Origin of the sequence: Vibrio sp. B7, from assembly GCF_963888765.1 — a bacterium.
GTDB classification, from domain to species: Bacteria; Pseudomonadota; Gammaproteobacteria; order Enterobacterales; family Vibrionaceae; genus Vibrio; species Vibrio anguillarum.
Genome location: NZ_CAWPKR010000038.1, coordinates 152,675 through 176,630, shown reverse-complemented (window position 1 = coordinate 176,630; position 23,956 = coordinate 152,675). Strand labels below are relative to the sequence as shown.

General features: G+C 43.5%; 20 protein-coding genes. 7 read left to right on the top strand and 13 right to left on the bottom strand.

Annotation, left to right across the window (positions count from 1 at the left end):
* Positions 1–4: 4 nt before the first annotated feature.
* The 13 genes from AACV32_RS15740 to AACV32_RS15680 all read right to left on the bottom strand — a co-directional run bounded on the left by AACV32_RS15740 (position 5) and on the right by AACV32_RS15680 (position 11,807).
* The gene (locus tag AACV32_RS15740) at positions 5–625 is read right to left on the bottom strand and encodes a DUF3261 domain-containing protein (protein ID WP_170895391.1); all 621 of its coding nucleotides are present in this window, start codon (positions 623–625) and stop codon (positions 5–7) included.
* Positions 622–2,970, bottom strand: a complete 2,349-nt coding sequence (locus tag AACV32_RS15735) for an MMPL family transporter (protein ID WP_170895392.1) — start codon at positions 2,968–2,970, stop codon at positions 622–624. Before AACV32_RS15735 ends, AACV32_RS15740 begins: the two co-directional genes overlap by 4 nt.
* A complete protein-coding gene (locus AACV32_RS15730; protein WP_017045141.1) occupies positions 2,942–3,553 on the bottom strand; it encodes a LolA family protein in 612 nt (203 codons plus the stop codon). The genes AACV32_RS15735 and AACV32_RS15730 overlap by 29 nt, the downstream gene beginning before the upstream one ends.
* A complete protein-coding gene (locus AACV32_RS15725; RefSeq protein WP_017050416.1) occupies positions 3,550–3,990 on the bottom strand; it encodes an acyl-CoA thioesterase in 441 nt (146 codons plus the stop codon). Before AACV32_RS15725 ends, AACV32_RS15730 begins: the two co-directional genes overlap by 4 nt.
* 8 nt (positions 3,991–3,998) lie before the next feature.
* Positions 3,999–5,543, bottom strand: coding sequence for an HAL/PAL/TAL family ammonia-lyase (locus AACV32_RS15720; protein WP_170895393.1), 1,545 nt, complete (start codon positions 5,541–5,543; stop codon positions 3,999–4,001).
* On the bottom strand, positions 5,524–7,254 hold the full coding sequence (locus tag AACV32_RS15715) for a glycosyltransferase family 2 protein (protein ID WP_170895394.1): 1,731 nt from the start codon (positions 7,252–7,254) through the stop codon (positions 5,524–5,526). The genes AACV32_RS15720 and AACV32_RS15715 overlap by 20 nt, the downstream gene beginning before the upstream one ends.
* Positions 7,238–7,606: an ApeI family dehydratase gene (locus AACV32_RS15710; RefSeq protein WP_017045145.1), complete on the bottom strand. Its 369-nt coding sequence runs from the start codon at positions 7,604–7,606 to the stop codon at positions 7,238–7,240. The genes AACV32_RS15715 and AACV32_RS15710 overlap by 17 nt, the downstream gene beginning before the upstream one ends.
* A gap of 22 nt (positions 7,607–7,628) precedes the next feature.
* Positions 7,629–9,014, bottom strand: a complete 1,386-nt coding sequence (locus AACV32_RS15705) for an AMP-binding protein (protein ID WP_170895395.1) — start codon at positions 9,012–9,014, stop codon at positions 7,629–7,631.
* Between the two features lie 7 nt (positions 9,015–9,021).
* Positions 9,022–9,579 carry a septation protein IspZ gene (locus AACV32_RS15700; RefSeq protein WP_017050412.1) on the bottom strand — a complete coding sequence of 186 codons (558 nt, stop codon included), beginning with the start codon at positions 9,577–9,579 and terminating at the stop codon, positions 9,022–9,024.
* On the bottom strand, positions 9,579–9,836 hold the full coding sequence (locus AACV32_RS15695; RefSeq protein WP_013856486.1) for an acyl carrier protein: 258 nt from the start codon (positions 9,834–9,836) through the stop codon (positions 9,579–9,581). The genes AACV32_RS15700 and AACV32_RS15695 overlap by 1 nt, the downstream gene beginning before the upstream one ends.
* Positions 9,837–9,851: 15 nt before the next feature.
* Positions 9,852–10,112, bottom strand: a complete 261-nt coding sequence (locus AACV32_RS15690) for a phosphopantetheine-binding protein (protein WP_013856487.1) — start codon at positions 10,110–10,112, stop codon at positions 9,852–9,854.
* Positions 10,113–10,302: 190 nt separating this feature from the next.
* Positions 10,303–11,076 carry a lysophospholipid acyltransferase family protein gene (locus tag AACV32_RS15685; RefSeq protein ID WP_026028155.1) on the bottom strand — a complete coding sequence of 258 codons (774 nt, stop codon included), beginning with the start codon at positions 11,074–11,076 and terminating at the stop codon, positions 10,303–10,305.
* Complete coding sequence (locus AACV32_RS15680; protein WP_081244995.1) at positions 11,070–11,807, bottom strand: beta-ketoacyl synthase chain length factor; 738 nt, start codon at positions 11,805–11,807, stop codon at positions 11,070–11,072. Before AACV32_RS15680 ends, AACV32_RS15685 begins: the two co-directional genes overlap by 7 nt.
* Positions 11,808–11,922: 115 nt before the next feature.
* Between AACV32_RS15680 and AACV32_RS15675 the strand changes: the two genes are divergently transcribed.
* The 7 genes from AACV32_RS15675 to oppC all read left to right on the top strand — a co-directional run bounded on the left by AACV32_RS15675 (position 11,923) and on the right by oppC (position 23,956).
* A complete protein-coding gene (locus tag AACV32_RS15675; RefSeq protein ID WP_017045151.1) occupies positions 11,923–13,029 on the top strand; it encodes a class I SAM-dependent methyltransferase in 1,107 nt (368 codons plus the stop codon).
* 23 nt (positions 13,030–13,052) lie between these two features.
* Positions 13,053–14,297, top strand: coding sequence for an NAD(P)/FAD-dependent oxidoreductase (locus AACV32_RS15670; protein WP_170895396.1), 1,245 nt, complete (start codon positions 13,053–13,055; stop codon positions 14,295–14,297).
* 206 nt (positions 14,298–14,503) lie between these two features.
* Positions 14,504–18,070 carry an ATP-binding protein gene (locus AACV32_RS15665; protein ID WP_170895437.1) on the top strand — a complete coding sequence of 1,189 codons (3,567 nt, stop codon included), beginning with the start codon at positions 14,504–14,506 and terminating at the stop codon, positions 18,068–18,070.
* Positions 18,067–19,845 (top strand): EAL domain-containing protein, encoded by a 1,779-nt coding sequence (locus tag AACV32_RS15660; RefSeq protein ID WP_017048098.1) that lies wholly within the window; start codon positions 18,067–18,069, stop codon positions 19,843–19,845. Before AACV32_RS15665 ends, AACV32_RS15660 begins: the two co-directional genes overlap by 4 nt.
* Positions 19,846–20,367: 522 nt before the next feature.
* Entirely contained in the window at positions 20,368–21,999 is a 1,632-nt protein-coding gene (locus AACV32_RS15655) for an ABC transporter substrate-binding protein (protein ID WP_026028687.1), read from the top strand.
* A 118-nt stretch (positions 22,000–22,117) separates the two neighbouring features.
* Entirely contained in the window at positions 22,118–23,038 is a 921-nt protein-coding gene (gene oppB / locus AACV32_RS15650; RefSeq protein WP_013856495.1) for an oligopeptide ABC transporter permease OppB, read from the top strand.
* 15 nt (positions 23,039–23,053) lie between these two features.
* Positions 23,054–23,956 carry an oligopeptide ABC transporter permease OppC gene (oppC, locus tag AACV32_RS15645; protein WP_026028150.1) on the top strand — a complete coding sequence of 301 codons (903 nt, stop codon included), beginning with the start codon at positions 23,054–23,056 and terminating at the stop codon, positions 23,954–23,956.

Genomic DNA, 23,956 nt, shown 5'->3' with positions numbered 1-23,956 from the left:
CTATCTACGGTTGTGTGGGCGGCAAAGGGTGCTGGGCACTGAGTGTTTTAATCGTAATGGTGTAATTCAATAATTGATTGTGGAAGCGAATATCGCCCTTCATCGAGAAGGGATGTTGATAATCAATAACAATCACTGTTTCACCCAGTTCATTGATGAGTGTTCGTCTATTCTCATCATCAATGATTTGCCACTTTACCTTATTTAACGGGGCTTCCCAAGCATTTCGCGGCCAGAGCGTGATCATCAGGTTAAAGAGTATCTGTTCGGGCTTCGGCAAGGTGTTTTCCAAGCCATTGAGTACGCTGGTCTCAACAGTATCTTGCTGATAATTGAGCGATAAAATCCTCGTTCCCCAAGATGAAAACCCTGCCAGCACAATCTTGTCATCGGTGACCTGCAACTGGACCGGAAGCTGTTGGTTATGCTGGCCGTTATCATCTTGCCAATGGGCGCTGATCAACTGACTTGCCGTGACTTGATACCCAAGTTGCGCAGGTTTGGGCAGAGTAACGAATGTGTTGGGGCTAATTTCTACCTGCGTGGAGGCTTGGTTTGGCACTAAAGAGCAGCCAGACAGCATCAGTAACAGCAAGGGCAGCGCACGGCGTATTCTCATCATCATAGTTTTTCCTCATGCGCTTTCATGGCGGCAGGTTGTGATTTGATCGCCATTGGTGAAAGCAACCAAGCCACGAAAATGCCGCTCAGTACCGTCAAACCAAAACTGTGGATGGCGTGAGTTTGGCTAAGAGCAAGCAGACCAAACGAGAGCAAAGTCGTTAGTGCCGAAAGGGTTATGGCAAGCAAGGTACTGTGACTGCGGGCTTGTTCGGCAAAAAAGAGCGTGTAATCAATACCGATACCTATCACTAATACCAGCGCTAATAGATTGAATAAATTGAGCGTAGAGCCTGTTGCGACGGTGACGGCTAACCCAGCGATGCAAGCAATCAGCGAAGGTAACATAATGCGAATACTGTGTTTCACGCCGTAGCGCCAAATAGTGAGAGCGCTGATCAAGGTAAGAGCCAGCGCAATTAACTCCATCACTTTAAGGCGATACTGCCCAAACAGGGTTGAGATCTCTTCGGTTTTATTCAAATAGGCGTAGTCGCTATTTTGCGCCGCAAACTGCTTAATTACTGCTGCTTGGTGAACCTCTTTCAACAGCACTACCGCCGCCACTTTTTGCTCAACTTCACCTAAATAAAGAAAGCGCAGCGGCTGGGAAACATCATGGGCTAAATAATGCGCCAGTGTCATGGGCAAAAATGACGCTTCCAGTTTAGGAGCCGAAGATAGTTTCAGCGTGTGAGCCAGTGCTGCGCCTTGGTTTGCGTACAGTGCTTCAACCAGTGCGTAGTTTTCTTGCTGACGCTTAAGCGAGCAGATGTTTTGGCTTAAACTTTGGTAGCCAGAAAGTACGCCTTGTTGTTGCCATTGTGAAAATTGCGTATCTAATTTTTCTAACTGCTGCATTAATGCTTCATCATCGTTGGCACTGACGACCAACATTTGCTGTGATGATTGAATACCAGTCAAGGCGCTGATTTGCAGCTCTTGCTGTTTCAAGTCGCTAGGCATGGCTTGTAATTGTCGAATGTCATCGTTGTAGTGCACTTGCGTCAGGGCAAGACTGCTGATGATCAATAACGCCGTGGGTAGGCCCCATTTAACCCATGGCTTTTGCCAAAGCGCAAACCATAAGGACCAATAAGTGATGCCGGGAAGCGTTCTCGATGGACTTGGTTTTTTGGCCAAAATCGGATACCAAGCCACGACCGTCGCGTAAGCGGCAACGAGACCTAAGGCGGAAAATAGCGCTAGCTGTTGTAAGCCGGGGAAAGGGGCGACCAGTAGACCGAGATAGCCAATTAAACTGGTGATTAACCCTAAGGTAATGGCAGTCAGAATATGCTTTAGTCCTTGCACGCTGTCCCATTGTTCATTTGCGGCAAGGCGATCGGTCAGGTAGTGAAAGGCGTAGTCGATTGAAACGCCAATCAGGCTGGCCCCAAACACTAAGCTAAACAGATGGATCTGACCAAAAAACGCGGTGGTGATCACCATGGCAATCACTAACCCAACGGATACCGAGAGCAGTGCCAACAGTAAAGGCATGGCACTGCGAAAAACCAGCATCACCAACAGCACAATTCCGAGTAATGAGAAAAGGCCAATAGTGCTGATTTCTGACTTGGCACTTTGAGTACCAAAATCGGCGTAAAATAAAACACCAGTGTGATAAATGTCCGCACTAAATTGTTGCTTGATGCGTTGTTGCCATTGAGCAATATCGGGCACCACTTGTTGCGCTTTGAAACTGTATGGTGAGTCGTTGAGCTGCGCGGTGATCAGCACGTATTTTTGGCCTTGATACTCGCGGGTTAAGTATCCATCTTGCAAACGAAAATGAGACGATAGCTGGCTAAGTTGTTCTAAGTAGTCGCGAAATAGCAGAAAAGGGTCATGACGGAGCTCTTGCCCTGTTACCCCAGAAAAAGGGTTATATAGGGCTTGCACCACGGTTTGCACTTGTTGTTCGGGATGTTGACTGAGCTGATTGCGTTGCTCGCTGGTGAGCAGTTGTGCTCGATGTTGAAAGTAGTAACTGGCCCAAGCGCTCTGTTGAGTGTCATCGATTTTCCCAACCACATCCTTGAAATAGCCACTCTGCTTGAGCTCGCTTTCTAGCGCTGTAACGGATTTGAGTCGGTCAGCCTCATTGGGCGCAGTGACAATAAAGACCACCTTATCGCTCATACTGGCAGTGACTTTTTCAAACGCTTGCTCGGCGAGCACACTTTGCTGGTTGACCGGCAGTAGCTTAAGGATATCTGTCTCGATCGGTGATGCTGCTGAAAAGACCCACTGCTTGAGTAGTAAGCCAAGACAAAGGGTCACAAAAGCCAACCAGAACAATGCCAGCTGGTTCGATTTAGAAGTTAAACTGTGCTTGCTCAGCATGGGTTAAACGCTCTGGCTGGTGGTTTTGGTTAGTAAACTGAATCTCGGTTTTGTCGCCTCGCACTTCTTGCAGGATCAAACCATCAATGTCATCTCGCCCCGTTAATGTTATCGAGGTAAACACCGAGCTCAGTGGCGCATTTCTCGGCGTTAAATTTAACTGCCACTGGCCATCTTCGCTGTGCAGCGTCATCGTAAATTGTTCATTCAATTGCTGCGTGTCACCATGAAATACCGACAAAAAGAGATGGCTGAAATAAAACGCCATTGGGTTCTCTTTTTCGGTAATCACCTGTGGTGGTTGGTTAGCAAAAGTTTGGCGAAGCTTGTCTTGAGTTAGCACCAAATTAACTGGAAATGGTGAGTATTGTTGCCAAAGTAAGCCATTTTGTTTATCAAGCAAGAATTTCCCGGCTGACGACAGTGGCTGTTCGAACATCTCAATATGGCGGAGTTGAGTAAACTCTCCGCGTACGATCTGGTGTTTCGCCAACTGCGCTTGCAGTGAAGCGAGGTCGGTCACTTGTGCCCAGAGTAGGGGCGAGAATAGAGCTAAAGTTAGCCATAGAAAACGGCGCATCATAATTTCCCGTAGGTATGCCAGTGCTGCACTTTGTCGGTAAATAGCGTTGGGGAAGCGAAACACATCTCTTGCGTGTCGATGCGAACCGCTACTTGAGTGGTGTGCGCTTTACACATTCGTTGCCCGGTCTGGCTATCAAAAATCATGTAGTCAACACGCAAGCGATTTTCCCATTCTGTCAAGGTCGCTTTGACTCGAATCGTATGGTTGAACGGGATCGCTTTCACGTACTTCACGTGGGTATCAATCACCGGCCATAGGTAGCCCGACTGAGTCATCGCGTGATAGCTGTAATCAATTTTTTCCATCAGCACGCGGCGTGCTTCTTCAAAAAAACGAAAATAATTGCCGTGGTAGATAACGCCCATTGGGTCGGCATCTTGAAACGAGGTGACTAAAGTCACCTCACTTTCCAATGGATGAAGTACATCGCTCATCGCGCTTCCTAGTAAAGTGTCCAGTGGCGTTGTTGAATGCGGCTAATAAAGTGGCGCAAATCATGTTCTAGCGGACGATCTTCCACCACAAAATCAAACTCTTGTAACACGGCTAAGCGCATCTGCTTGATATTGTGACTCATGTGTTGCTCATCCAGCTCATGATGACGTTTGCGCAATTCTATTGCTTGGGTCGCTGCTAGCAGCGAGGCGGCCGCCACTTGTTCTGTCAGTTCAAGCACACGTAGACAATCACGCGCGGCGATGGTTCCCATGCTGACTTTGTCTTGGTTGTGACACTCAGTCGAACGTGAAAAAACGCTGGCAGGCATGGTATGTTTCAAGGCTTCGGCCGTCCACGATGAAATACCAATCTGCACGGCTTTAAAGCCGTGGTTGATCGGTTTTCTTTCGCCTTCTGCGCCAGTTAAGTTAAACGGCAAACCGTTGTTGAATTTGTAATCCATCAATTGCGCCATTTGGCGATCGAGCAAATCGGCTAGGTTAGCAACCTGTGTTTTTAAGGTATCCATTGCCATGGCAATGTGGCCGCCGTAAAAATGACCGCCGTGCAGTACGCGTTCATTATCGCCATCGATGATGGGGTTGTCGTTGGCACTGTTGAGCTCATTTTCAATCAGTTGACGTAGCCACGGCAGTGCATCTTGTACGGTGCCAATCACATGGGGTGCGCAGCGCAATGAATAGCGATCTTGCAGGCGATCACTGTTGCGAGGTGGGCGTTCTGCTTGTAAGTCATCGCGTAGCCATGCTGCGATTTGTTGCTGACCAGGATGCGGCTTGACGGCAAATAGTGCGGCATCAAAATGGAAGTCGTTACCCTGAATACCGACAGACACCATGGCGGTAATTTTGGTGCAGAGTTGAGTTAAATACTCGGCGCGTTTATAGGCTAAACAGGCCAAAGCAGTCATGACTGATGTGCCGTTCATCAGCGCTAATCCCTCTTTTGGTTTTAGCTTGATCGGGCGAATACCCAGTTCGTTAAACACATCTTGAGTTGGGCGCATCTCACCTTTATAAAGCACGTCGCGCTCACCAATCAGTGTGGCCGCGAGGTAGGAGAGTGGCGTTAAATCGCCGCTTGCCCCGACCGAACCTTCTTGTGGAATACGAGGGGCGATATCGTGGTTGATCAAGGTGACGATTTGGTTAAGCAGTTCATGGCTCACACCAGAGACACCTTGCGCTAGTGAACACAAGCGTGTTGCTAATACTGCGCGAGATTGCTGATGGCTTAATACCTCGCCTAAGCCACAGCCGTGAAAGCGAGTCAAATGCAGTGGTAATTGGTCTACTAGATTCGGCGGAATGGCAACGGTACATGAATCACCATAGCCGGTGGTTACGCCGTAAATCACGCCTTCTTCTTTTAAAAGTCGTTCTAGAAAAGCGACGCCGCGATCAATTTTAGCGGTGAATTCCGCTGAAGAATTGAGGTTGGCCTGCGCGCCTTGCGAAATCGCGACAACATCTTCAATGGTGAGGCGATCGACGCCAAAAGTTATGCGGTTATCTGTCTGAATCATCATGCTGCTGTTTACTTAGAGTCCAAAAGTTGAAAAAGTTATACCACTGCAGTGGAGCTTGCAGTGTGTAATGTTCCAGCCGATCAGCGTAGCGTTGTACTACCTGCGCTAGCGCCGCTTGTCGCTCTTTTCTCGGTAAATCTATGTTGTCGCTAAAGTGCTCGAAATAGACGTTAAAATGTGGAGTTTTAGAACGTTCATCTCTTAAGCCAAACAAAAGGTAGACGGGAGCTTTCAACACCGAGGCCAACATAAAAGGGCCTTGTGGAAACGGTGCGGGTTGGCCTAAAAAATCGGCCCATACGGCTCGGGTCTCTTTGCTGGTGGACGTTCTATCTCCGACGATCACCACCCATTCTCCTTGCTCTATTTTCTGTTGAAGCAAAATAGCGGTATCGGGGCCCAAACGGCTCACTTGAATGAGGTTCAGTTCTGAGTTGGGATTGATCGCTTTCATTACCGCATTGAAGCGTTCGGCGTGCTCGGTGAAGACTAACGCATTGATCTTAATATGAGAATGCCGACGTCCCAGAGCGCGGCACAGTTCAATATTTCCAAGGTGAGATCCTAAAAGAAGCACACCTTGTTTTCGTTCTGCTAAAGTTTGGAACGATTCTTGACCATGAATGGTCAAATTTTTTACCGAAAAATCGCCTTTCCATGCCGCCAATTTATCCAGCATAGTGTGGCCAAAAGAGAGCAGATGGTTATAGCTAGAGAGATGATTTGGCAGCGTGATTTGGCGACGGTTTGCGTAACTTTGTAAGTGCTGTAAATATTGTTCAGAGGCTTGGCGAGCTTGTTTTCCGGTAAGGTAGTAATAGCCCATTACAAGTTTCAGCATCAGGTTAAAAATTGGCCGCCCGAGTAGGCTATATACCGCCAGTAACGCTTTAATACCCAGAACCGTTCCTCGTTCTTGACGCTTTGACCAGTGCTGGTTTGGCTCTGCACCACTTTTGTTGTGCCTGCTTTGGTTGCGTTTCAGCAGTTGAGGAATACGCGGTAACATGCCAAAAAATAATTTGCTGTGCATCCAACTGATTTTGACGTTATCCCATAGTGCATCGAAATGAGAGACGCCTCCTTCAGGATAAATGACGCGAGTTTCCACAAAATCGATATCGACCCCGTGCCAATACATGCGAACTAAGATTTCGATGTCGAAATCCATGCGCGTGCCGATCTTATGGTTATTGAGCACCTCAACGGTGAGGTCTACAGGATACGCGCGAAAACCACACATACTGTCTTTGATCGTAAAGGATAGCGTTTCAATCCAAACCCAAATATGCGTTGCGTAACGGCCATATAAACGTGCTTTGGGTACGCTGTCATCGTAAATCGGCTGACCAGAAATTAGGTGGTTTGGATGTTGCTTTGACGCGGCCAGTAATTTAGGCAGCGCTTGTAAATCATGTTGGCCATCGGCATCAATTTGGATGACGTGGCTAAACCCCAACTGCTGCGCTTGGCGAATGCCAGCCATTACCGCGCCACCTTTTCCTTGGTTTTGTTCTAGGGTAATTAGGTGAACATGTGTTTGCTGGGCGACGTTGCTCAACGCCTGTTTTGTTTGCTGATTGCTGCCATCATCAACCAGTAAAATGGGAAGTTCAAATGCGCTGAGTGATGAGACAACTTCTGCTACTGTGCTGCCGTGGTTGTAGCACGGAATTAAAAAACAAGCTTGATAATCAGCCACAGATTTCACCCAACTTCATTTTTCCTGATGAGTGAATGATGTTTAAACCCTCACGCTGTGAACTATAACTAAACGCGAGTTTCTGTTTTTCCTCATCCCAACTTAATGCCAGTTGAACGGTCATATCTGGCAAGATAGGTTCTTGGAATTTGATCACTTCCATACCTTGAAAGCTTGTGGGTACAGATAAGTATTCTCGTGCATAGCGCAGTGCCCAATCGATTTGGGTAACGCCTGGCAGCAATGGAAAATGTGCAAAGTGTCCTGAAAAATCAATAATGTCGGCGTCAACGCGCAGCGTCAAATTCACCGTGTGAGGCTGAGTTTCAGCACATAATAATGTGGGTGTTCTTTTGGCCATAATCTATTGGGCTTCGTTATTTTTATGGTTGGAATAGTGTTTCTAGTTCAGCAACAAGGCGCTTACCTTGGCTGTTGAGAGGGATCTCTTTTACCACTCTAAAGCGTCGAGGTACAGCAATAGGTTCTAACCATTGGCGCAGTTCAGAGCGCAGCAACAGCCAGAACTTCCCCTTTCCAAGCTGAGCTAATTTTTCAGTGCCGCTGGCTGACAGTACAATCGCTGAGATTAAGATCAAACGTTCACCGTCTTGTTGTGGTAACACGGCTGTTTCACTGATCCACGGCAGTTGTTCAATACGCTGTTCCACTTCAACCAGTGAGATCCGTTTTTCTTCGATTTTGATGATGCGATCGGTGCGACCTTTCAAGGTAAAGTGCCGCTGGTCGGAAAGCTCACATTCATCGGCTGTTTGATACCAATGATTTGGATCAATATGTGCAGAGCGCAAGGCTAAGCAGTGCTCGCTGTTAAGTCTTGCTTCAACAGTAGGAAAAAGCTGCCATTGCTGCGTTGCACTGTGCTGTTGCCGAAAAGCGATGCCGCCAGTTTCCGTACTGCCATACACTTCGATAGGTCGTTGCCCAAACAGGGTTTTTGCGTGACAAGAAGCAGAGTAGGGAAGCGGGCCACCGGAAGAAAACAGTGTGCGCATTGGGCTTGGCTGATGCTCTTGTGATAAGCGTTTCAATAGCGCAGGGCTACTAATCAGCACAGTGTCCGGATGCGCATGTGCGGTCACTTGTTCTGGAAATTCCAAGTTGTGGCGGGCAAATGCTCGCCCTGCACACAGTGGCCATAACACACGAAATAGCAGCCCATAAATATGTTGATGAGAAACTGTACTTTCCACTTTTGTACCAATGAGCTGTTCGCCCCAAAGCTGCTCTAAAATGGCAATTTCAGCTCCAAGCTGCCGCAGTGTTTTGATGATAGCCTTAGGCTGACCGCTGGAGCCTGACGTAAACAGCGTCACGGTTTGTGTCTCTAATGAAAGTGGTGCAAAACAAACGGTTTCATCGCGCATGTCGTTGGGTAGCGCTAAATGGTTAAGAGAGAGAGTTGGCGTAGAATTGGGTATTGTTATTGCCTCATCACACAGCAACAACTCAAAGTGTTGGCTCAGTTCTGCCAGTGCCGCAGGTTGATAATTACCGGGCAGAATTAATGATTTTTGCGTGTAACAGACGGCGAAAAAACCGACTGAGAACCGATAGCTATCGCCAGCACACAGTGCAATATGATGTTCATTTCGCGACGCTAATTGCCGGCTTAGTTGGCTGACATCGGCGACAAAGTTTGCCCAGTTAATGGTGTTATTGAGGTCAAAAGCAACACAATGCGAATCGTTTTTTGGTGAGGAGAGTAACGTTGCAAGCGAGCAAAAATCGGGGGTGCCGAAAGTCATAGCGTACCTAGCCTTTGCGAATCCTTTGCCTTACTAGCCATTCCGTTACAAAGAGGCTGCCAGCAAGGAGATAACTGATCAATCCGTTATACAACGTCCAGATCTCGATAGATTGGAAGCAGGTATAAAGTGCGATGGCTCCATTCATGATGAAGTAGAGGCACCACACTTTAGTGACCGTGCGTGTGTACTCAATGCCACTTTGAGGAAGTTCAGGCTCTTGCAGCCTCGCCAGCCGTTCAATCACTGTTTGCGGTTGCGTTAGGCTCAAGGCAAAAAGAGCCAAAAGACATACATTAACCACAACAGGGTAAAACAGTAGCCAACCATGCTGCTGAAAGAGCATCCCCAAAGTCACCAAAGTGATACCAACGAACCCACTAATCCAAGCCAGTTGCTTCAGTTCTTGAAGTTTGGCTTGCCAACCAGAAAGAATTCTTAAAGCAAAAATAGCGGCTAAGAAACCCCCTATAGCTTGCAAACCAAACTGATTAATCCCGAAGTAGACCGCGAGTGGGTAGGTAAGCAGGACGATTGCAGACAAAATCGTCAGCAATCGCCGCATTAGCTTTCCTTAACAAGTTCAATAACCGATTCCACCACATCATTGACGGTGCGAACGGTTTTAAACTCTTCAGGCTTGATTTTTTTGCCAGTCACTTTTTGTAAGTGAACGACAAGATCTACAGCATCAATACTGTCGAGATCGAGATCTTGATAAAGGTGAGCGTCTGGTTGAATATCGGCTTCATCAATTTCAAATAGTTCAACGAGAGCTTCTTTAACTTGATCAAATACTTGTTGTTGGTTTACTTCTGTCATAACGCTATCTATTTATTAGTGGCTAGTTTGAGATGAAATATAATTTGCTAAGTTTGCCACTGATGCAAAGTGTTGGCGAGTATTGGAGTCATCAGCGTCAATGACGATATTATACTTCTTTTTAATGGCCAAACCGAGCTCTAAAGCATCGATAGAATCTAAACCTAACCCATCACCAAAAAGTGGTGCGTCAGTTTCGATATCGTTAACTGAGATATCTTCAAGATTTAGTGCGTCGATAATGAGCTGTTTTATTTCTGTGTGTAGTAATTCCACTTCAACCTACTTATATAATGTTCTAGCCGTTTTGAACAAAACCTTGATATACACTTCCCCACTTAAAGTTGCAGCGGTGTTGGCTACGTTCGCTCACCCCAATCATATCGTTATCTATACGGATGGGGACTTACTCACTTTCCGCTTCGCTGCAACTTGACGTTATGGGTCGATAACTTCAATAGTTTTGTCATTTCTGGTTATTGTTTTGGGGGAAAATCACCTCTGCAAGGTGGCGATTTAAACGTCGTGCTGCAGTGGTGGGGTTATCAGCACCTTCAATAAAAGGTGTGACGGCAACTTTACCCTTTATCTCCACATGGAAAAAGGGTTTGGTTTTAGGAACTTGGTACCACTTTTGCTCTTTTGTGAGAAAACTCGGAGAAACGGTAATATGTACGATGCGTAAGTCTCTTTGAGTTCGGATTGCGATTTGCGCCGCACCGCGCTGCAATTTGGGTTTAACGCCGGGTGTGGTTCGCGTGCCTTCAGGGAAAATCAATAATACGTTTCCGCGACTCATGCGTTCCTCGCACACATTTAACAAATCATCAGGTGTTTCATTTGGGATATAACCTGCGGCTTGAACAATCCGTTTCATAAAAGGGTTGGCCCAGATAGCTGACTTAACCAAGCAATCGCACTGATGAAGTTGTGATGCAATGAGAACATAATCAATTAAGCTTGGATGATTGGCGATAATAAGGCAGCTTTTATCCTGTTTTAATAGTTCAGCGTTGGTTATTTTATAGTCGATGGCACCTGTTAATTTCATCAACTTACAAAATATATTGAATGAGTTTTGGATTGATTTTTGAACTTTATATTCTCGACGATCTGTTTGCGATGAAAATAATGCAATCAGTGGGATAATAATAAAACTCAGCGTTAATCCGCCTAAACCAAATATAAAAAAACAAAAACCTGTAGCAGCAATACGCCAGTAGCGGTTGAACTCTAACATTTTCGTTGCCATTTCCAAGCGCTTTGCGAGCCCTCAATGATCCATTCAGATTTTTCTGATAAATAGTGGTGAAGAAACGACAATGCTTGCGGCTGTTGTGGCTTGGTATCAGATGTCTGCATAGAGAGTGTAAAATCTGAACCGTGAGACAGGGTTAACCCTAAGGCATAGCCTTGAAATTGCCACTCTTCGTATTGTTGGTAGTCGCTAGGTAATGGCTCATCAAAATCAACCAACAGCACTTTGTGACTAGGGTGCCCATTTAAATAGAGCCAAGCTTCTAATATGGCACTTTGAAATGTGTTTTGTGCTGCTGCAATCGAGGTTAACGGGATCGGTTGTTTTGAAGCGATGGTTGCTAGGCCTGCCGCTGTATTATGAACAGATTGTGAAAATGCCATTGGTGAGGCTTCTTCGCCAGTTAATATTGACTTCACGATTTCAACGCTACGATGAAGTTCGCCATGACGACATGAAAATACCATGTAATCAATATGTTGTGATTCTATGGCAGTCAGTGCAGTCTGCACGGCTAATTTGCTCAAACTACTCATTCTGCGGCGCATCATTGGAGGAATATGGTCTGTGTTGAGCGTATTATCGTCAGGCCATATCTCTTCTCTCGCCCAATTTTGCCAATCAGAAGGGTGAGATAAGCCTGCAGAATTTGCAACCCAAGTATCAATATTTAACGTGATTATTTGCTGTTGATTTGACATAAGATATTGCATTGTTTTTGATAGGGTTAAATACTATGGCACAAGATTATTCTTCGCAACTATAAACGTTTGTATCCTTGACTTAAATATTGATTTTTAAGAATTGACTCGAACTTAGATTAAGTGTTTGGATATTGTTCACAAATTAAAGTTAGGTTTTAATGTGTTAAATCAAAAAATAGATCCTTATAACGCTTTAGAGGCAAAAACCGAAGCTCAAAAATTATCTTTTGCCCCCATCGTTTTTCATACGGCGCGTACATTACGTGACTTAGGCATACTGGCTGCATTAGATAATGCTGGCGAAAAAGGTTTAAACGCAGAACAAATTGCTCAAGAAACGAGCGTGTCAGAGTATGGCGTTAAAGTATTACTCGATATGGCCATCAGTGCCCACATTGTTTTATGGGATAAACCGAATTATTCATTGGCTAATCTAGGCATTTTTTTGCTGCATGATGGGATGACGCAAGCCAATATGGATTTCACGGCAGACGTTTGTTATGCCGCCATGATGCACTTAACCGAATCGATCACCGAAGGCAAGCCTGCTGGTCTGAAAGAACTCGGCGATTGGGATACCATCTACCAAGGTTTATCGCGTTTGCCCCAGCAAGCTAAAGAGAGTTGGTTCAAATTCGATCACTTCTATTCCGATCGTTCTTTTCCTATTTTGCTGAAAGAAGTATTTCGTAAAAAACCGAAACATTTGGTCGATATTGGTGGCAATACGGGTAAATGGGCACTGCAATGTTGTCACTATGATTCAGACGTTGAAGTGACGATTGTGGATCTGCCACAACAGTTGGAAATGGCGATGGCTAACGCGCAGCAACAAGGTTTTACGCAGCGTATTCATCCTTTTCCAGCCAACATGCTCGATAAAGAACAACCGTTACCAAAAAATGCGGACGTGTGGTGGATGAGCCAGTTTTTAGACTGTTTTTCGCCAATGGAAATTTTGAGTATTTTAAAACGCGTTCGCGCCAATCTTTCTGCATATTCGACGGTTTATATTTTGGAACTGTTCTGGGATTCACAGAAGTACGATGCGGCTTCTTATAGCCTCAATGCCACCTCTTTGTATTTTACCTGCCTTGCAAATGGTAATAGTCGCTTCTATCGCAGCGAAGATTTCTTAGAAATCGTTCAAGCAGCAGGATTACAGGTGATCAAACGAACCGACAATATTGGCCTTGGCCACACCTTGTTAGAGCTAAAAGCCCAAGCTTAATTAAAATCGATGCGAGTCAATTCATGAATAAAGAGATAACTCAAGTTGTTATCATTGGTGCGGGCCCTTCGGGTTCGACTGCCGCGGCATTACTCCATGCGCAAAACATACGCGTGTTGGTTATCGAAAAAGCACTTTTCCCACGCTTTTCTATTGGCGAAAGCTTATTACCTGCTTGTATGGAAGTGATAGAAGCGGCGGGAATGTTACCTGATGTTATGCGTGCGGGTTTTCAATATAAAAATGGTGCTGCCTTTCGAAAAAATGGTGTGTACGCTCAGTTTGATTTTACCGACAAATATTCGAATGGGCCGGGAACCACTTTTCAGGTACAGCGCAGTCAATTTGATAAAGTATTAGCGGATTCTGCTGTTAAGCAAGGGGTTGAAATTCGTTATCAACATCAACTGACGAATATCGAATTTGAAGAGAATAAATCACAATTATTGGTGACGGATCAACACGGTATAACGTATCAAATTGAAGCCGACTTCGTGCTGGATGCCAGTGGCTTTGGGCGAGTATTGCCTAAGTTACTCGACTTGGAAGAGCCATCGTGTTTACCTCCGAGAAAAGCCATCTTTACCCATATCATTGATCATATCTCCCCTGAACAACCAGACTACGACCGAAACAAGATACTGATCTCCGTCCATCCGCGTAATCCTGACGTATGGTATTGGCTCATTCCTTTTTCTAACGGCACATGTTCATTAGGTGTTGTCGGTGAACCGTCGTTTTTTGACGGCTATCCAAGTGATAAAATTGCGGCGATCCAGCAGTTGGTGAATGAAATGCCTGAGCTGGCAGAACTGCTTTCGAAGTCCGAATATCCTAATCCTGCTGGTGAGCTAGGCGGCTATTCTGCAAATGTTAAGCAGTTGGCCACGGTAAATTATGCGTTATTAGGCAATGCTGGTGAATTTTTAGACCCGGTGTTTTCATCAGGTGTAACGATAGCCATGAAATCGGCTCAGTTAGCCGTGTCTTGCGTTGTACGCCAACTAAAAAACGAAAGTGTAGATTGGCAGCAAGAGTATTCTCAGCCATTAATGGTCGGAGTGGATACGTTCCGTACTTATGTGGAAGGTTGGTACAACGGCATGTTACAAGAGGTGATTTTTTACCAAACGCCCAACTCAAGAATAAAGCAGATGATTTGCTCTATTCTTGCAGGATATGCTTGGGATCGTAGTAATCCTTATGTTGCTGAGCACCAACGACGCTTATCAAGTTTAGCTGAAATTATTCGTACTTCATCTCATTAATAATATCCGCACCGAAATTATGTTTTGGTGCGGATGTGCATCTCACATTCTAATTTTATGGGTTTATTCTCCTGTAAGATTATTCCTACATCGCATTAACGTGTTGATAAATATGTATTTTAATCAATTTTGTTCTGATGCCCTGTTCTTGGCAATGACGAGCAGGATCGTTAAACTAGTTGGATATTGGAATCAATATCACGAGAATGAATTTGTTACGTATCTACTTGCTGTTAATTTTAGCAATTAACTTACTTTTTAATACTGTTTATGCCGCCGATTATTTATCAGATTCGGAACGTACCTATTTAAAAACAAAAAAAGTCATTGTAATGGGTGTATTGTCTGAACCTTGGCTACCTTATTGGGGCGGCATTGAGAATACAATCGGTATTCAACATGATTATGCGGTAGGAATAGGAAAAGAGCTTGATGTCAAAATTGAATATCGTAGCTATCAATCGATAACTGATCTTGTTGCTGCTGTGCATGGTGGTGATGTGGATTTTGCTATTGGTTTTAGCAAAACAAAAGAGAGAGAAAAAAATATTTTATTTACCTTGCCACTCTATAATAACCTACGAGTGATTTGGCTAAGGGACAAAAAATTAAATCAGCAAGATATGAGTCATTTGAAATGGGTTTGCGTACAAGGTTCATCTTATTGTGAAACATTAGAGCAGAGCCATTACCCACACATATTACTAGCACAAAGTTTCTTAGAATCAGCAGAAATGATGAAGCAAGGTTTAGCCGATGCAACGATAACCAACTATATATCACTCAATCATTATATCAGCCCTAATTCTGGATATGACGGTGAGATTATTGCAGATGGTCGATTAGGTGTCGAAATAAATAGAATTATTTTGCCGATGGGAAATAATGAATTAAAAAACATTTTTGATAAACTCATTCTTGCTGAAGCAACTGGAAATACAGCTAATAAGATAGACTCGACTAATATTTATTTTTTGAATAATAAAGACAGCCTAAAATTATTAAGTCAAGAAAATAGCAATCAAATTGTCAGATACACCATAGAAGAAGATGTATATCCACTCTCTTATTGTGATGAGGGTGATAATCAGGTGAAAGGATATGTCCATGATTTACTCAAGCTCATTGAGTCAAAAAGCTTCCTTAAATTTCAGTATGTACCGGCCAATGGCAGAGATATTAGACAGATGCTTATCGATAATGAAGTTGATTTATTGCCTTCATTAAATGTCGATGATATCGATAATCGTGATTTTATAGCGACCCCATCTTACACTAATTTGCAATTTGGTTATGTGGTCACTAAAAAGCCTTTTCAACAGAAAAAATTAGCGATATTAGATCGTACTGGTTACTTATATAGCCACTTAAAAATCTATGAAGATAATAAAAAAGTTAAAGTTTATAGAGATCTTAAAAAGGTTATTCTAGATTTAAAATCAGGTAAGATAACCCATGCCTTAATGAATCAAGATATTATAAATCAGCAAATGGCATATCTTGGTGATAAGTTCTTGATACTTCCCGCAATAGATAATGAAGGTTACTCTATTAATATCGGCATGGTCTTTCGAAAGGATGAGTCGATATTGTCTGAAATGCTCAGCCGATCTTTAACTATGGTAACTGAGTCTGAGATTAATGCACTAAAATCACTCCATAAGAAAGTGAATGTGAATTATGGTTATGATAAGCAGCAAGTTATAATCTATTCTTTGATTGCAATGTGTATTTTTTTGTTTTTATTATTATTTGGAATAATTATATTTTATAAGTTAAAAAGTTCCTTAAAATACAGTCAAATCAGTTCAAAACTTTCAGAAGTTCAAGTGCAATGGCTGACAGATTTGCTCGATAAAATACCCAGCATGATCTTCATTTCAGATGTGAATGGGAAAGTAGTGTTATCTAACCGTTCATATAAGCAATGTAGCAAGGCTTCTCTAATTAGTGATGATGTGAATTGCCTCATATGTACTGGCATCGGATCTGTCGATCTGTCGAATAAACACTATCAGATTGATGAGAAATATTATGTCATTAATCATGAATCGATTGCGCATCCCAAGAGTGGGGATACTCATTACTTGACCGTTTGCAGTGATATCACAGAACTCAAGCTCTCAGAATTGGCATTACGTGATTCTAATAATAAGGCACTAGAAGCTGTAGATGCGAGGAATCATTTTTTAGCTGTAATGAGTCATGAGCTTAGAACGCCAATTGCGGCCATGCTAGGGTTGATGGAGATTTTATCAACTCGAATTAAAAACGATGAGAGCCGTTTGTTATTGACGAATGCAATTCGTTCTGCCGAGAGAATTAAGCACCATGTCCATGAGATTTTAGATTTTTCAAAAATGGAAGCTCAGCAATTACAATTAGATATACGCCAGCATAATATTTTAGAAGAGTTATGTCCCACTATTAGAAGCTTTGAAGCGAGTGCTAAGTTGAAAGGCGTTGAGTTCGTTGTTGATTGGGTGCCGACAGCTATTATTTACGCAAAGTTTGATGCATTACGCTTAAATCAGGTTCTTACCAATGTATTAGCCAATGCTGTTAAATTCACTACGGCAGGTACGGTTTCCATCCACGTTGAATTGACGGAAGAACAGATAGTCTTTGCCGTAAAAGATACGGGGTGCGGAATGAATGAAGCGCACTTGGATTCGTTATTTAAGCCATTTATGCAAGCGGATAAAACCATTACTCGCCAATATGGCGGTACTGGGCTTGGTATGTCAATAGTATCGAATTTAGTCAATCTAATGGATGGTCATATTACAGTTTCCAGTACGCTGAATGAGGGGACTCAAGTAACAATAGTGCTTCCCATTTGTGGTGAGCCGCTATCTGAACCGTTGAGTCAACGTAACTACCGTTGCACTAACGAACGCATTATCGAGTGGTTGAAGTGTTGGCAAGTTTCGGTGAGTCAAGGTGGTGTATCCTTGGTCGATTTTGACGCGATAATGACCAAAAAACATCTCTATCCTGACCTTCTTATTGATAAGATAAAAGATAGTGAACAAGTGCTGGTTCAACCGAAAAAAATGAAACTTTGTGGGCATGTTTTGGTGGTTGATGATGACGCTATTAACCGTTTGTTATTAAAAAAACAGCTACATGAACTTGGTGTGCAAGCAACCATTGTTGGTGATGGAGAAGAGGCATGCCATCTTTTACAAAACGAAGACAGCCAGTTTGATTTACTACTAACGGACTGCCATATGCCTAAAATGGATGGTTTCGCTTTAGCAATATTTGTTAAAAATCATATTCCGCAAGAGAGATATAAGGTGGTTATCGGTTGTACGGCAGAAGACTCACGGTTGATCGCAGAGAAGGCTCACCAGTCTGGTATGGAACACGTGTTGTATAAACCCTACTCGTTGGCGTCGCTGTATACTATGTTGAGTGGTTATCTTTCTATGTATCCTTTAGTAAATGCTGACTCAAAAAGCTGGCTTGAGAGCTTTTTACCGGGTGAAAAAAGTGAAATTGCTTCTGTTGTGGCAGAATCTTTAGCGGCCGAGGTCGATAGACTCGAAAAGCATGATTCTGATTACAAAATGATAGCCCATCGTGTTAAAGGCTCTGCCGGAGCGCTTCAACTGGATTATCTCGCGAATCTTGCGGTTAGCTTGGAGCGCGAATTAGAACCACAAGCTGTTGTATCTGCAAAACAACGACTGATAATGGAAATGAAAATCGTGATTACACAAGCACAAGAATGGTTAGATAAACAGCAACGAGTAGATGACGAATGAACATTTTGATTGTCGAAGATGATCGAATTCAAGCCACGAGTTTGAAACTGAAACTCAGACAGCTTGGGTTGAATAACGTCGATATTGCAGCAAATGGACACCAAGCGTTGGCTTTATGCTTGCGCAAAGAGATATCGCTGGTTTTTTGTGATATTCATATGCCGGAAATGGACGGAGTTACGCTTTTGTCGATGCTTGGGGATAAACATCCTTCACTCGGAATTATTATATTGAGTGCTGTTGACGATGCCGTGTTAGACCTTACTTATAACATGTGCTGTTTAGCGAGCTTTAATTTTGTCGATGTTTTGCGAAAACCCTATTCTATTGAGCAACTTGAAACCGTGATTCATGCGTTTCATGTGAAGTGTGAACAACAGGCCGCAAGCATTACGCCTATCTCATTAGGGTACAAAGAGATAGAAACAGCATTCAGCGAAGATTGGTTATTCAATTACTATCAACCTCAGTTTGATTTTAAAACGGGTGCCATGGTTGGAGTCGAGGCACTTGTCCGACTCGATCACCCAGTTCATGGTGTATTAAGCCCTGCGCATTTTCTGCCTCTTATTGAAGAGCTGAATTTGATGGATAAGCTGTTTTTAATTGTTTTGGATAAAGCATTATCGGCTTTAGGCAGTTTGTCAGCCGATCTCCAGTTATCAATCAATATCTCCCAGAGTAATTTACAACAGCTGATCTGTGACCCCATTCTTACTCTCTGTCACAAATACGCGTTTCCCACTGATAAACTCACGCTCGAGCTGACGGAAGATCATGTCTATAACGGTACGACAGCATCACTGGCTAATCTTGCGCGTTTAAGAATGCATGGTGTTGGTTTATCCATTGATGATTTTGGCACAGGCTACGCCTCTCTAAGTCAGCTCTCGAAATTACCCTTTACAGAACTTAAAGTAGATCAAAGCTTTGTCCGTGATCTCTCCACCAATTATAAAAACCAGCAACTCACCAACATGTGCTTATTGCTAGCGCAATCCTTAGGCTTGCATTGTGTTGTCGAAGGTGTGGAGGACGAAGATACTTGGCAATATTTACGTCATTTAGGCGTGGATACTTGCCAAGGTTATTATTCGGCGATGCCGATGCCGATTGGCGATCTCGCTGAACTGTATAGCAAAAATATCAGCAAGCAGTTAAGCCATCAAAGTATTGAAGATGGTGTGTATTGCTTATTAGTTGGAGAAAATTCGACTAGCGCTAATGCCCTAAGAAAAATGTTGATGAGAGAAAAACGCGTTACGCAGGTGGTCGTTGCCAGTGATCTCGCTTGCGCTGTAAAGAGATTGCGTGATTTACCTTTTAATTTAGTGGTTGTGGATAGCTACTGCAGTAAAGACGCTAGTTTGCAGTTGCATCAGCATATTGAATCGATGAATTTTAAGGGAAGACTTATTTTTCTCAATGAATATCATGAAGCAATATCTGCAGAACTTGCACATGCGCGCCACATTGTGAAATCAGCTGCATTGACTGACACCATTCAGAGCATAATGGGGGAGGTTGGGCGAACAGTTAATTTTCAACCTAGTTTTCGACTCAATGAAAGACTATCCAGCAGAGAGTTGAGTGTGGCAAATTTGTTGATTCAAGGTTTGACCAATAAGCAGATAGCTAATCAACTGGATATTAATCAGAAGACAGTCAGTACTTACAAAGCGAGAATTCAAAGTAAATTGGGCATTCGTTCGGCCATGGAGCTGATTCGTTACATTGAGCTCGATCATCTTAGTGCCAGTTTGAGCATCGCTTAAACTGAATGTCGATTTTCGTAAGCATTTAATTACACTTTTCGGGGAAAGTGTTTATTTATTATTACCAATCAACACGTTGTTAATTTATTGTTAATCGATTTTAGTGACACTCTTCACGGATTTTATTTTCAGATGGCAGGATTATCCCTTTAAGTTAGATCTAACGTAACTAAGATGTTAAAAAAAGGCTGATTTTCCAGTGAAACGTGCTGAAAATATACTCAACACTAGATGATTTAGCACTATGGTCTGACCAGATAGCGCTTGGTAACTTTAATTCACTGAGTTTGAGTTAATTGTTGGGCTATTTATCTATTCCATTAGGTAAACCATGGAATTATGCATTTTTTTGCTACGATTTTATGGCAAATTACTTCAATGGTTGCTAATGTGTGCCGCTATCCTTAGGAGTTTTTAGATTTTTCTGCTTAGTTTTTGCGCTAAATAAATCTAAAGTTCTAGCGATGCTAGAGAGCTCTCAAGGAAGTCATGGATGCAAAAATAAAAACTTGGAGTTTATGCATGTATAAAAATAAAATCACCCAAGCCCTTCTTCTAGGGGCGGGTATGGCAGTGGCTGCCACTTCTACTTTTTCTATCGCGGCTGATGTTCCAGCCGGCACCAAATTGGCCAAAGTTCAGGAAATCGTTCGTGGTAACGGTACTGAAGTCGCCACACTCGATCCTCACAAATCCCAAGGTGTTCCTGAGTCGCATGTAATTCGTGACTTATTGGAAGGGCTTGTGAACCAAGACGCAGATGGTAAAACCATTCCTGGGGTTGCAGAAAGTTGGGAAACGGCAGACAACAAAACATTCATTTTCCATTTGCGCAAAAATGCAAAATGGTCAAATGGTGATCCTGTCACGGCTGGTGATTTTGTTTTCAGCTTCCAACGTGCAGTCGATCCTGTAACGGCTTCTCCTTATTCTTGGTATATGGAATATACTAAGATGAAGAATGCAAAAGATATTGTGGCAGGAACGAAAGACAAAAGTGAGCTTGGCGTTAAAGCTAAAGATGACCACACACTCGTTGTTGAGCTTGAAGATGCTGTGCCTTATTTCGTCATGATGATGGGCCACACAACCGTGAAACCCGTTCATAAAGCAACCGTAGAAAAGTTTGGTGACCAATGGACCAAGCCTGAGCATTTTGTTGGTAACGGTGCCTACGTTGTTGATCAATGGGTTGTCAATGAGCGTTTAGTACTAAAGCGTAACGAGCAATATTGGGACAATGACAAAACAGTCATTAACAAAGTCACCTTCTTGCCCATAGAAAACCAAGTATCAGAAATGAACCGTTTCCTAGCAGGCGAAATCGATATCTCTTATGAATTACCCACCGAGCACTTCAAGCGTCTGAAGAAAGAACACCCGGAATCAGTATCGATTCAGGGTAACTTGTGTACTTATTACTATCTGTTCAATACCAAAAAGGCACCATTTGACGACGTTCGCGTACGTAAAGCGATTTCTTACGCTATCGACCGTAACATTGTAAGTGATGCGATTTTAGGTCAAGGCCAAAAACCAGCTTATTTCTTAACACCTGAAATTACGGCAGGCTTTAATCCTCAAATGCCAGCATACGGCAAGATGACGCAAAAAGAGCGCGATGCAGAAGCGGCAAAATTGTTGGCTGAAGCGGGCTTTAATAAAGACAACCCTCTGAAATTCAGCCTCCTCTACAATACATCGGAAAACCACAAGAAAATCGCTGTAGCATTGGGTTCTATGTGGAAAAAAACGCTCGGTATTAATGTCGTATTAGAGAACCAAGAGTGGAAAACCTATCTAGATTCTAAAGATCAAGGTAACTTTGAAGTGGCACGTGCTGGTTGGTGTGGTGACTATAATGAAGCGTCTTCATTCCTAACCTTAATGGTGAGCAATAACACCACGGGTGGTTTGCACTACCAAAGCGCTGAATACGATGCAATTATTGATAAAGCGTTAAAATCAACCTCTGAAGAGGAGCGCACTAAGCTATATCTGGATGCTGAAAAACTATTAACCAAAGATATGCCGATTGCCCCTATCTATCAGTATGTTAAATCTCGTTTATTATCTCCTAATGTAGGCGGCTTCCCGATGAATAACGCGGAAGAGAAGATCTACTCAAAAGATCTTTATATCACAGCAAAGTAAGTCCACTTACGCTGATAAAAATATAACGACTTAGACACTGCATGTAGCTATCTTCAGATAGTAATTTACATGCAGCGTCTTTCTAATTTTCATTGTCACAGACTGAAAGAGTGAGTTTATGCTTAAATTCATCGCAAAAAGGATATTGGAAGCGATACCAACCATGTTGGTGTTGATCACAGTATCTTTCTTTCTCATGCGTTTCGCTCCTGGTAACCCATTCTCAAGCGAACGTCCTTTACCACCGGAAGTGATGGCCAACATTGAGGCCAAATATGGCTTAGACAAACCCGTCTCTGAGCAATACTTCACCTACTTGACCAATATTTTGCAAGGTGATTTTGGCCCATCATTCAAATACCAAGATTATACGGTGAATGAATTGATCGCCGTTGCCTTGCCTGTCTCGGCAAAAGTCGGCTTTATCGCTTTTATTTTTACTGTTATCGCGGGTGTTTCCATCGGTACGATTGCCGCACTAAAACACAACACTTGGATTGACTACACCATCATGTCGACGGCAATGATTGGCGTGGTGATGCCGTCGTTTGTTCTCGCCCCAGCTTTAATTTATCTCTTCTCCTTGCATTGGAAAATATTCCCAGCTGGTGGTTGGTTAGATGGAAGTTTCCAATATTTAGTACTGCCAGTGCTGGGTATGTCGATGCTCTATATTGCCACCTTTGCCCGTATCACCCGTGGCTCAATGATAGAAACACTCAACAGTAACTTTATTCGCACGGCACGCGCGAAAGGATTGAGTTATCCCTATATCGTTGTTAACCATGCTTTGAAGCCTGCTTTACTGCCTGTTGTATCGTACATGGGGCCTGCGTTTGTCGGTATTATTACGGGGTCTGTGGTGATTGAAACGATTTTCGGTCTACCGGGTATCGGTAAGCTGTTTGTTAACGCTGCATTTAACCGCGATTACTCATTGGTGATGGGTGTAACCATTTTAATTGGTTTCCTATTTATTCTTTTCAACGCCATTGTTGATATTTTGCTTGCGGTCATTGACCCGAAAATTCGCTACTAACAGGGACGTATGGTTATGTTAACGAAAAGAGAAAACCTAGCCGCGGTTGAGAAGTTTTCTGAAAACTTAGAAATAGCTGGCCGCAGCTTATGGCAAGATGCGCGAATTCGCTTTATGCGTAACAGAGCGGCAATGGTCAGTTTGTGTATTTTGACGATGATGACCCTTGCGGTGATCGTACTACCGATGATGGCCCCGTATACCTATGACAATACGGACTGGTATTCAATGCACGTTGGGCCCAATGCGGATCATTGGTTCGGCACCGATAGCCTTGGGCGTGATTTGTATGTGCGTACCTTAGTTGGTGGGCGAATTTCGCTGATGGTTGGCGTAATGGGCGCGTTGGTTGCTGTTCTGATCGGCACACTTTATGGTGCGGCGTCGGGCTTCATTGGCGGTAAAGTAGACCGCATTATGATGCGTATTTTGGAGATTCTATACGCTGTTCCTTTCATGTTCCTTGTTATTGTGTTGGTCACGTTTTTTGGCCGCAATATCGTACTTATCTTCGTCGCTATCGGTGCAATTGCATGGCTTGATATGGCGCGAATTGTGCGTGGCCAAACCTTGAGCCTACGCAGCAAAGAGTTTATTGAAGCGGCGCATGTGTGTGGCGTCAGCAACTGGAAAATTATTACACGTCATATTGTGCCAAACGTGTTGGGTATTGTAGCGGTCTATTCGACGCTGTTGATCCCAAGTATGATTTTGACAGAGTCATTTTTATCTTTCCTTGGTCTTGGTGTTCAAGAGCCGATGACAAGCTGGGGAGCACTTCTACAAGAAGGTTCACAAACAATGGAAGTCGCTATTTGGCAACTTGCTTTCCCAGCCGCGTTCATGGTGGTCACCCTGTTTTGCTTTAACTATGTCGGTGATGGTCTGCGCGATGCGCTTGATCCTAAAGACCGATAA

Excerpts from the sequence above, each read along its gene's own strand:
- AACV32_RS15680 (WP_081244995.1), bottom strand. The coding sequence starts at position 11,807 with ATGCAATATCTTATGTCAAATCAACAGCAAATAATCACGTTAAATATT.
- AACV32_RS15740 (WP_170895391.1), bottom strand. The coding sequence starts at position 625 with ATGATGATGAGAATACGCCGTGCGCTGCCCTTGCTGTTACTGATGCTG.
- AACV32_RS15730 (WP_017045141.1), bottom strand. The coding sequence starts at position 3,553 with ATGATGCGCCGTTTTCTATGGCTAACTTTAGCTCTATTCTCGCCCCTA.
- AACV32_RS15700 (WP_017050412.1), bottom strand. The coding sequence starts at position 9,579 with ATGCGGCGATTGCTGACGATTTTGTCTGCAATCGTCCTGCTTACCTAC.
- AACV32_RS15665 (WP_170895437.1), top strand. The coding sequence starts at position 14,504 with ATGAATTTGTTACGTATCTACTTGCTGTTAATTTTAGCAATTAACTTA.
- AACV32_RS15710 (WP_017045145.1), bottom strand. The coding sequence starts at position 7,606 with ATGGCCAAAAGAACACCCACATTATTATGTGCTGAAACTCAGCCTCAC.
- AACV32_RS15670 (WP_170895396.1), top strand. The coding sequence starts at position 13,053 with ATGAATAAAGAGATAACTCAAGTTGTTATCATTGGTGCGGGCCCTTCG.
- AACV32_RS15695 (WP_013856486.1), bottom strand. The coding sequence starts at position 9,836 with ATGACAGAAGTAAACCAACAACAAGTATTTGATCAAGTTAAAGAAGCT.
- AACV32_RS15705 (WP_170895395.1), bottom strand. The coding sequence starts at position 9,014 with ATGACTTTCGGCACCCCCGATTTTTGCTCGCTTGCAACGTTACTCTCC.
- oppC (WP_026028150.1), top strand. The coding sequence starts at position 23,054 with ATGTTAACGAAAAGAGAAAACCTAGCCGCGGTTGAGAAGTTTTCTGAA.
- AACV32_RS15660 (WP_017048098.1), top strand. The coding sequence starts at position 18,067 with ATGAACATTTTGATTGTCGAAGATGATCGAATTCAAGCCACGAGTTTG.
- AACV32_RS15725 (WP_017050416.1), bottom strand. The coding sequence starts at position 3,990 with ATGAGCGATGTACTTCATCCATTGGAAAGTGAGGTGACTTTAGTCACC.
- AACV32_RS15685 (WP_026028155.1), bottom strand. The coding sequence starts at position 11,076 with ATGTTAGAGTTCAACCGCTACTGGCGTATTGCTGCTACAGGTTTTTGT.
- oppB (WP_013856495.1), top strand. The coding sequence starts at position 22,118 with ATGCTTAAATTCATCGCAAAAAGGATATTGGAAGCGATACCAACCATG.
- AACV32_RS15655 (WP_026028687.1), top strand. The coding sequence starts at position 20,368 with ATGTATAAAAATAAAATCACCCAAGCCCTTCTTCTAGGGGCGGGTATG.
- AACV32_RS15735 (WP_170895392.1), bottom strand. The coding sequence starts at position 2,970 with ATGCTGAGCAAGCACAGTTTAACTTCTAAATCGAACCAGCTGGCATTG.
- AACV32_RS15720 (WP_170895393.1), bottom strand. The coding sequence starts at position 5,543 with ATGATGATTCAGACAGATAACCGCATAACTTTTGGCGTCGATCGCCTC.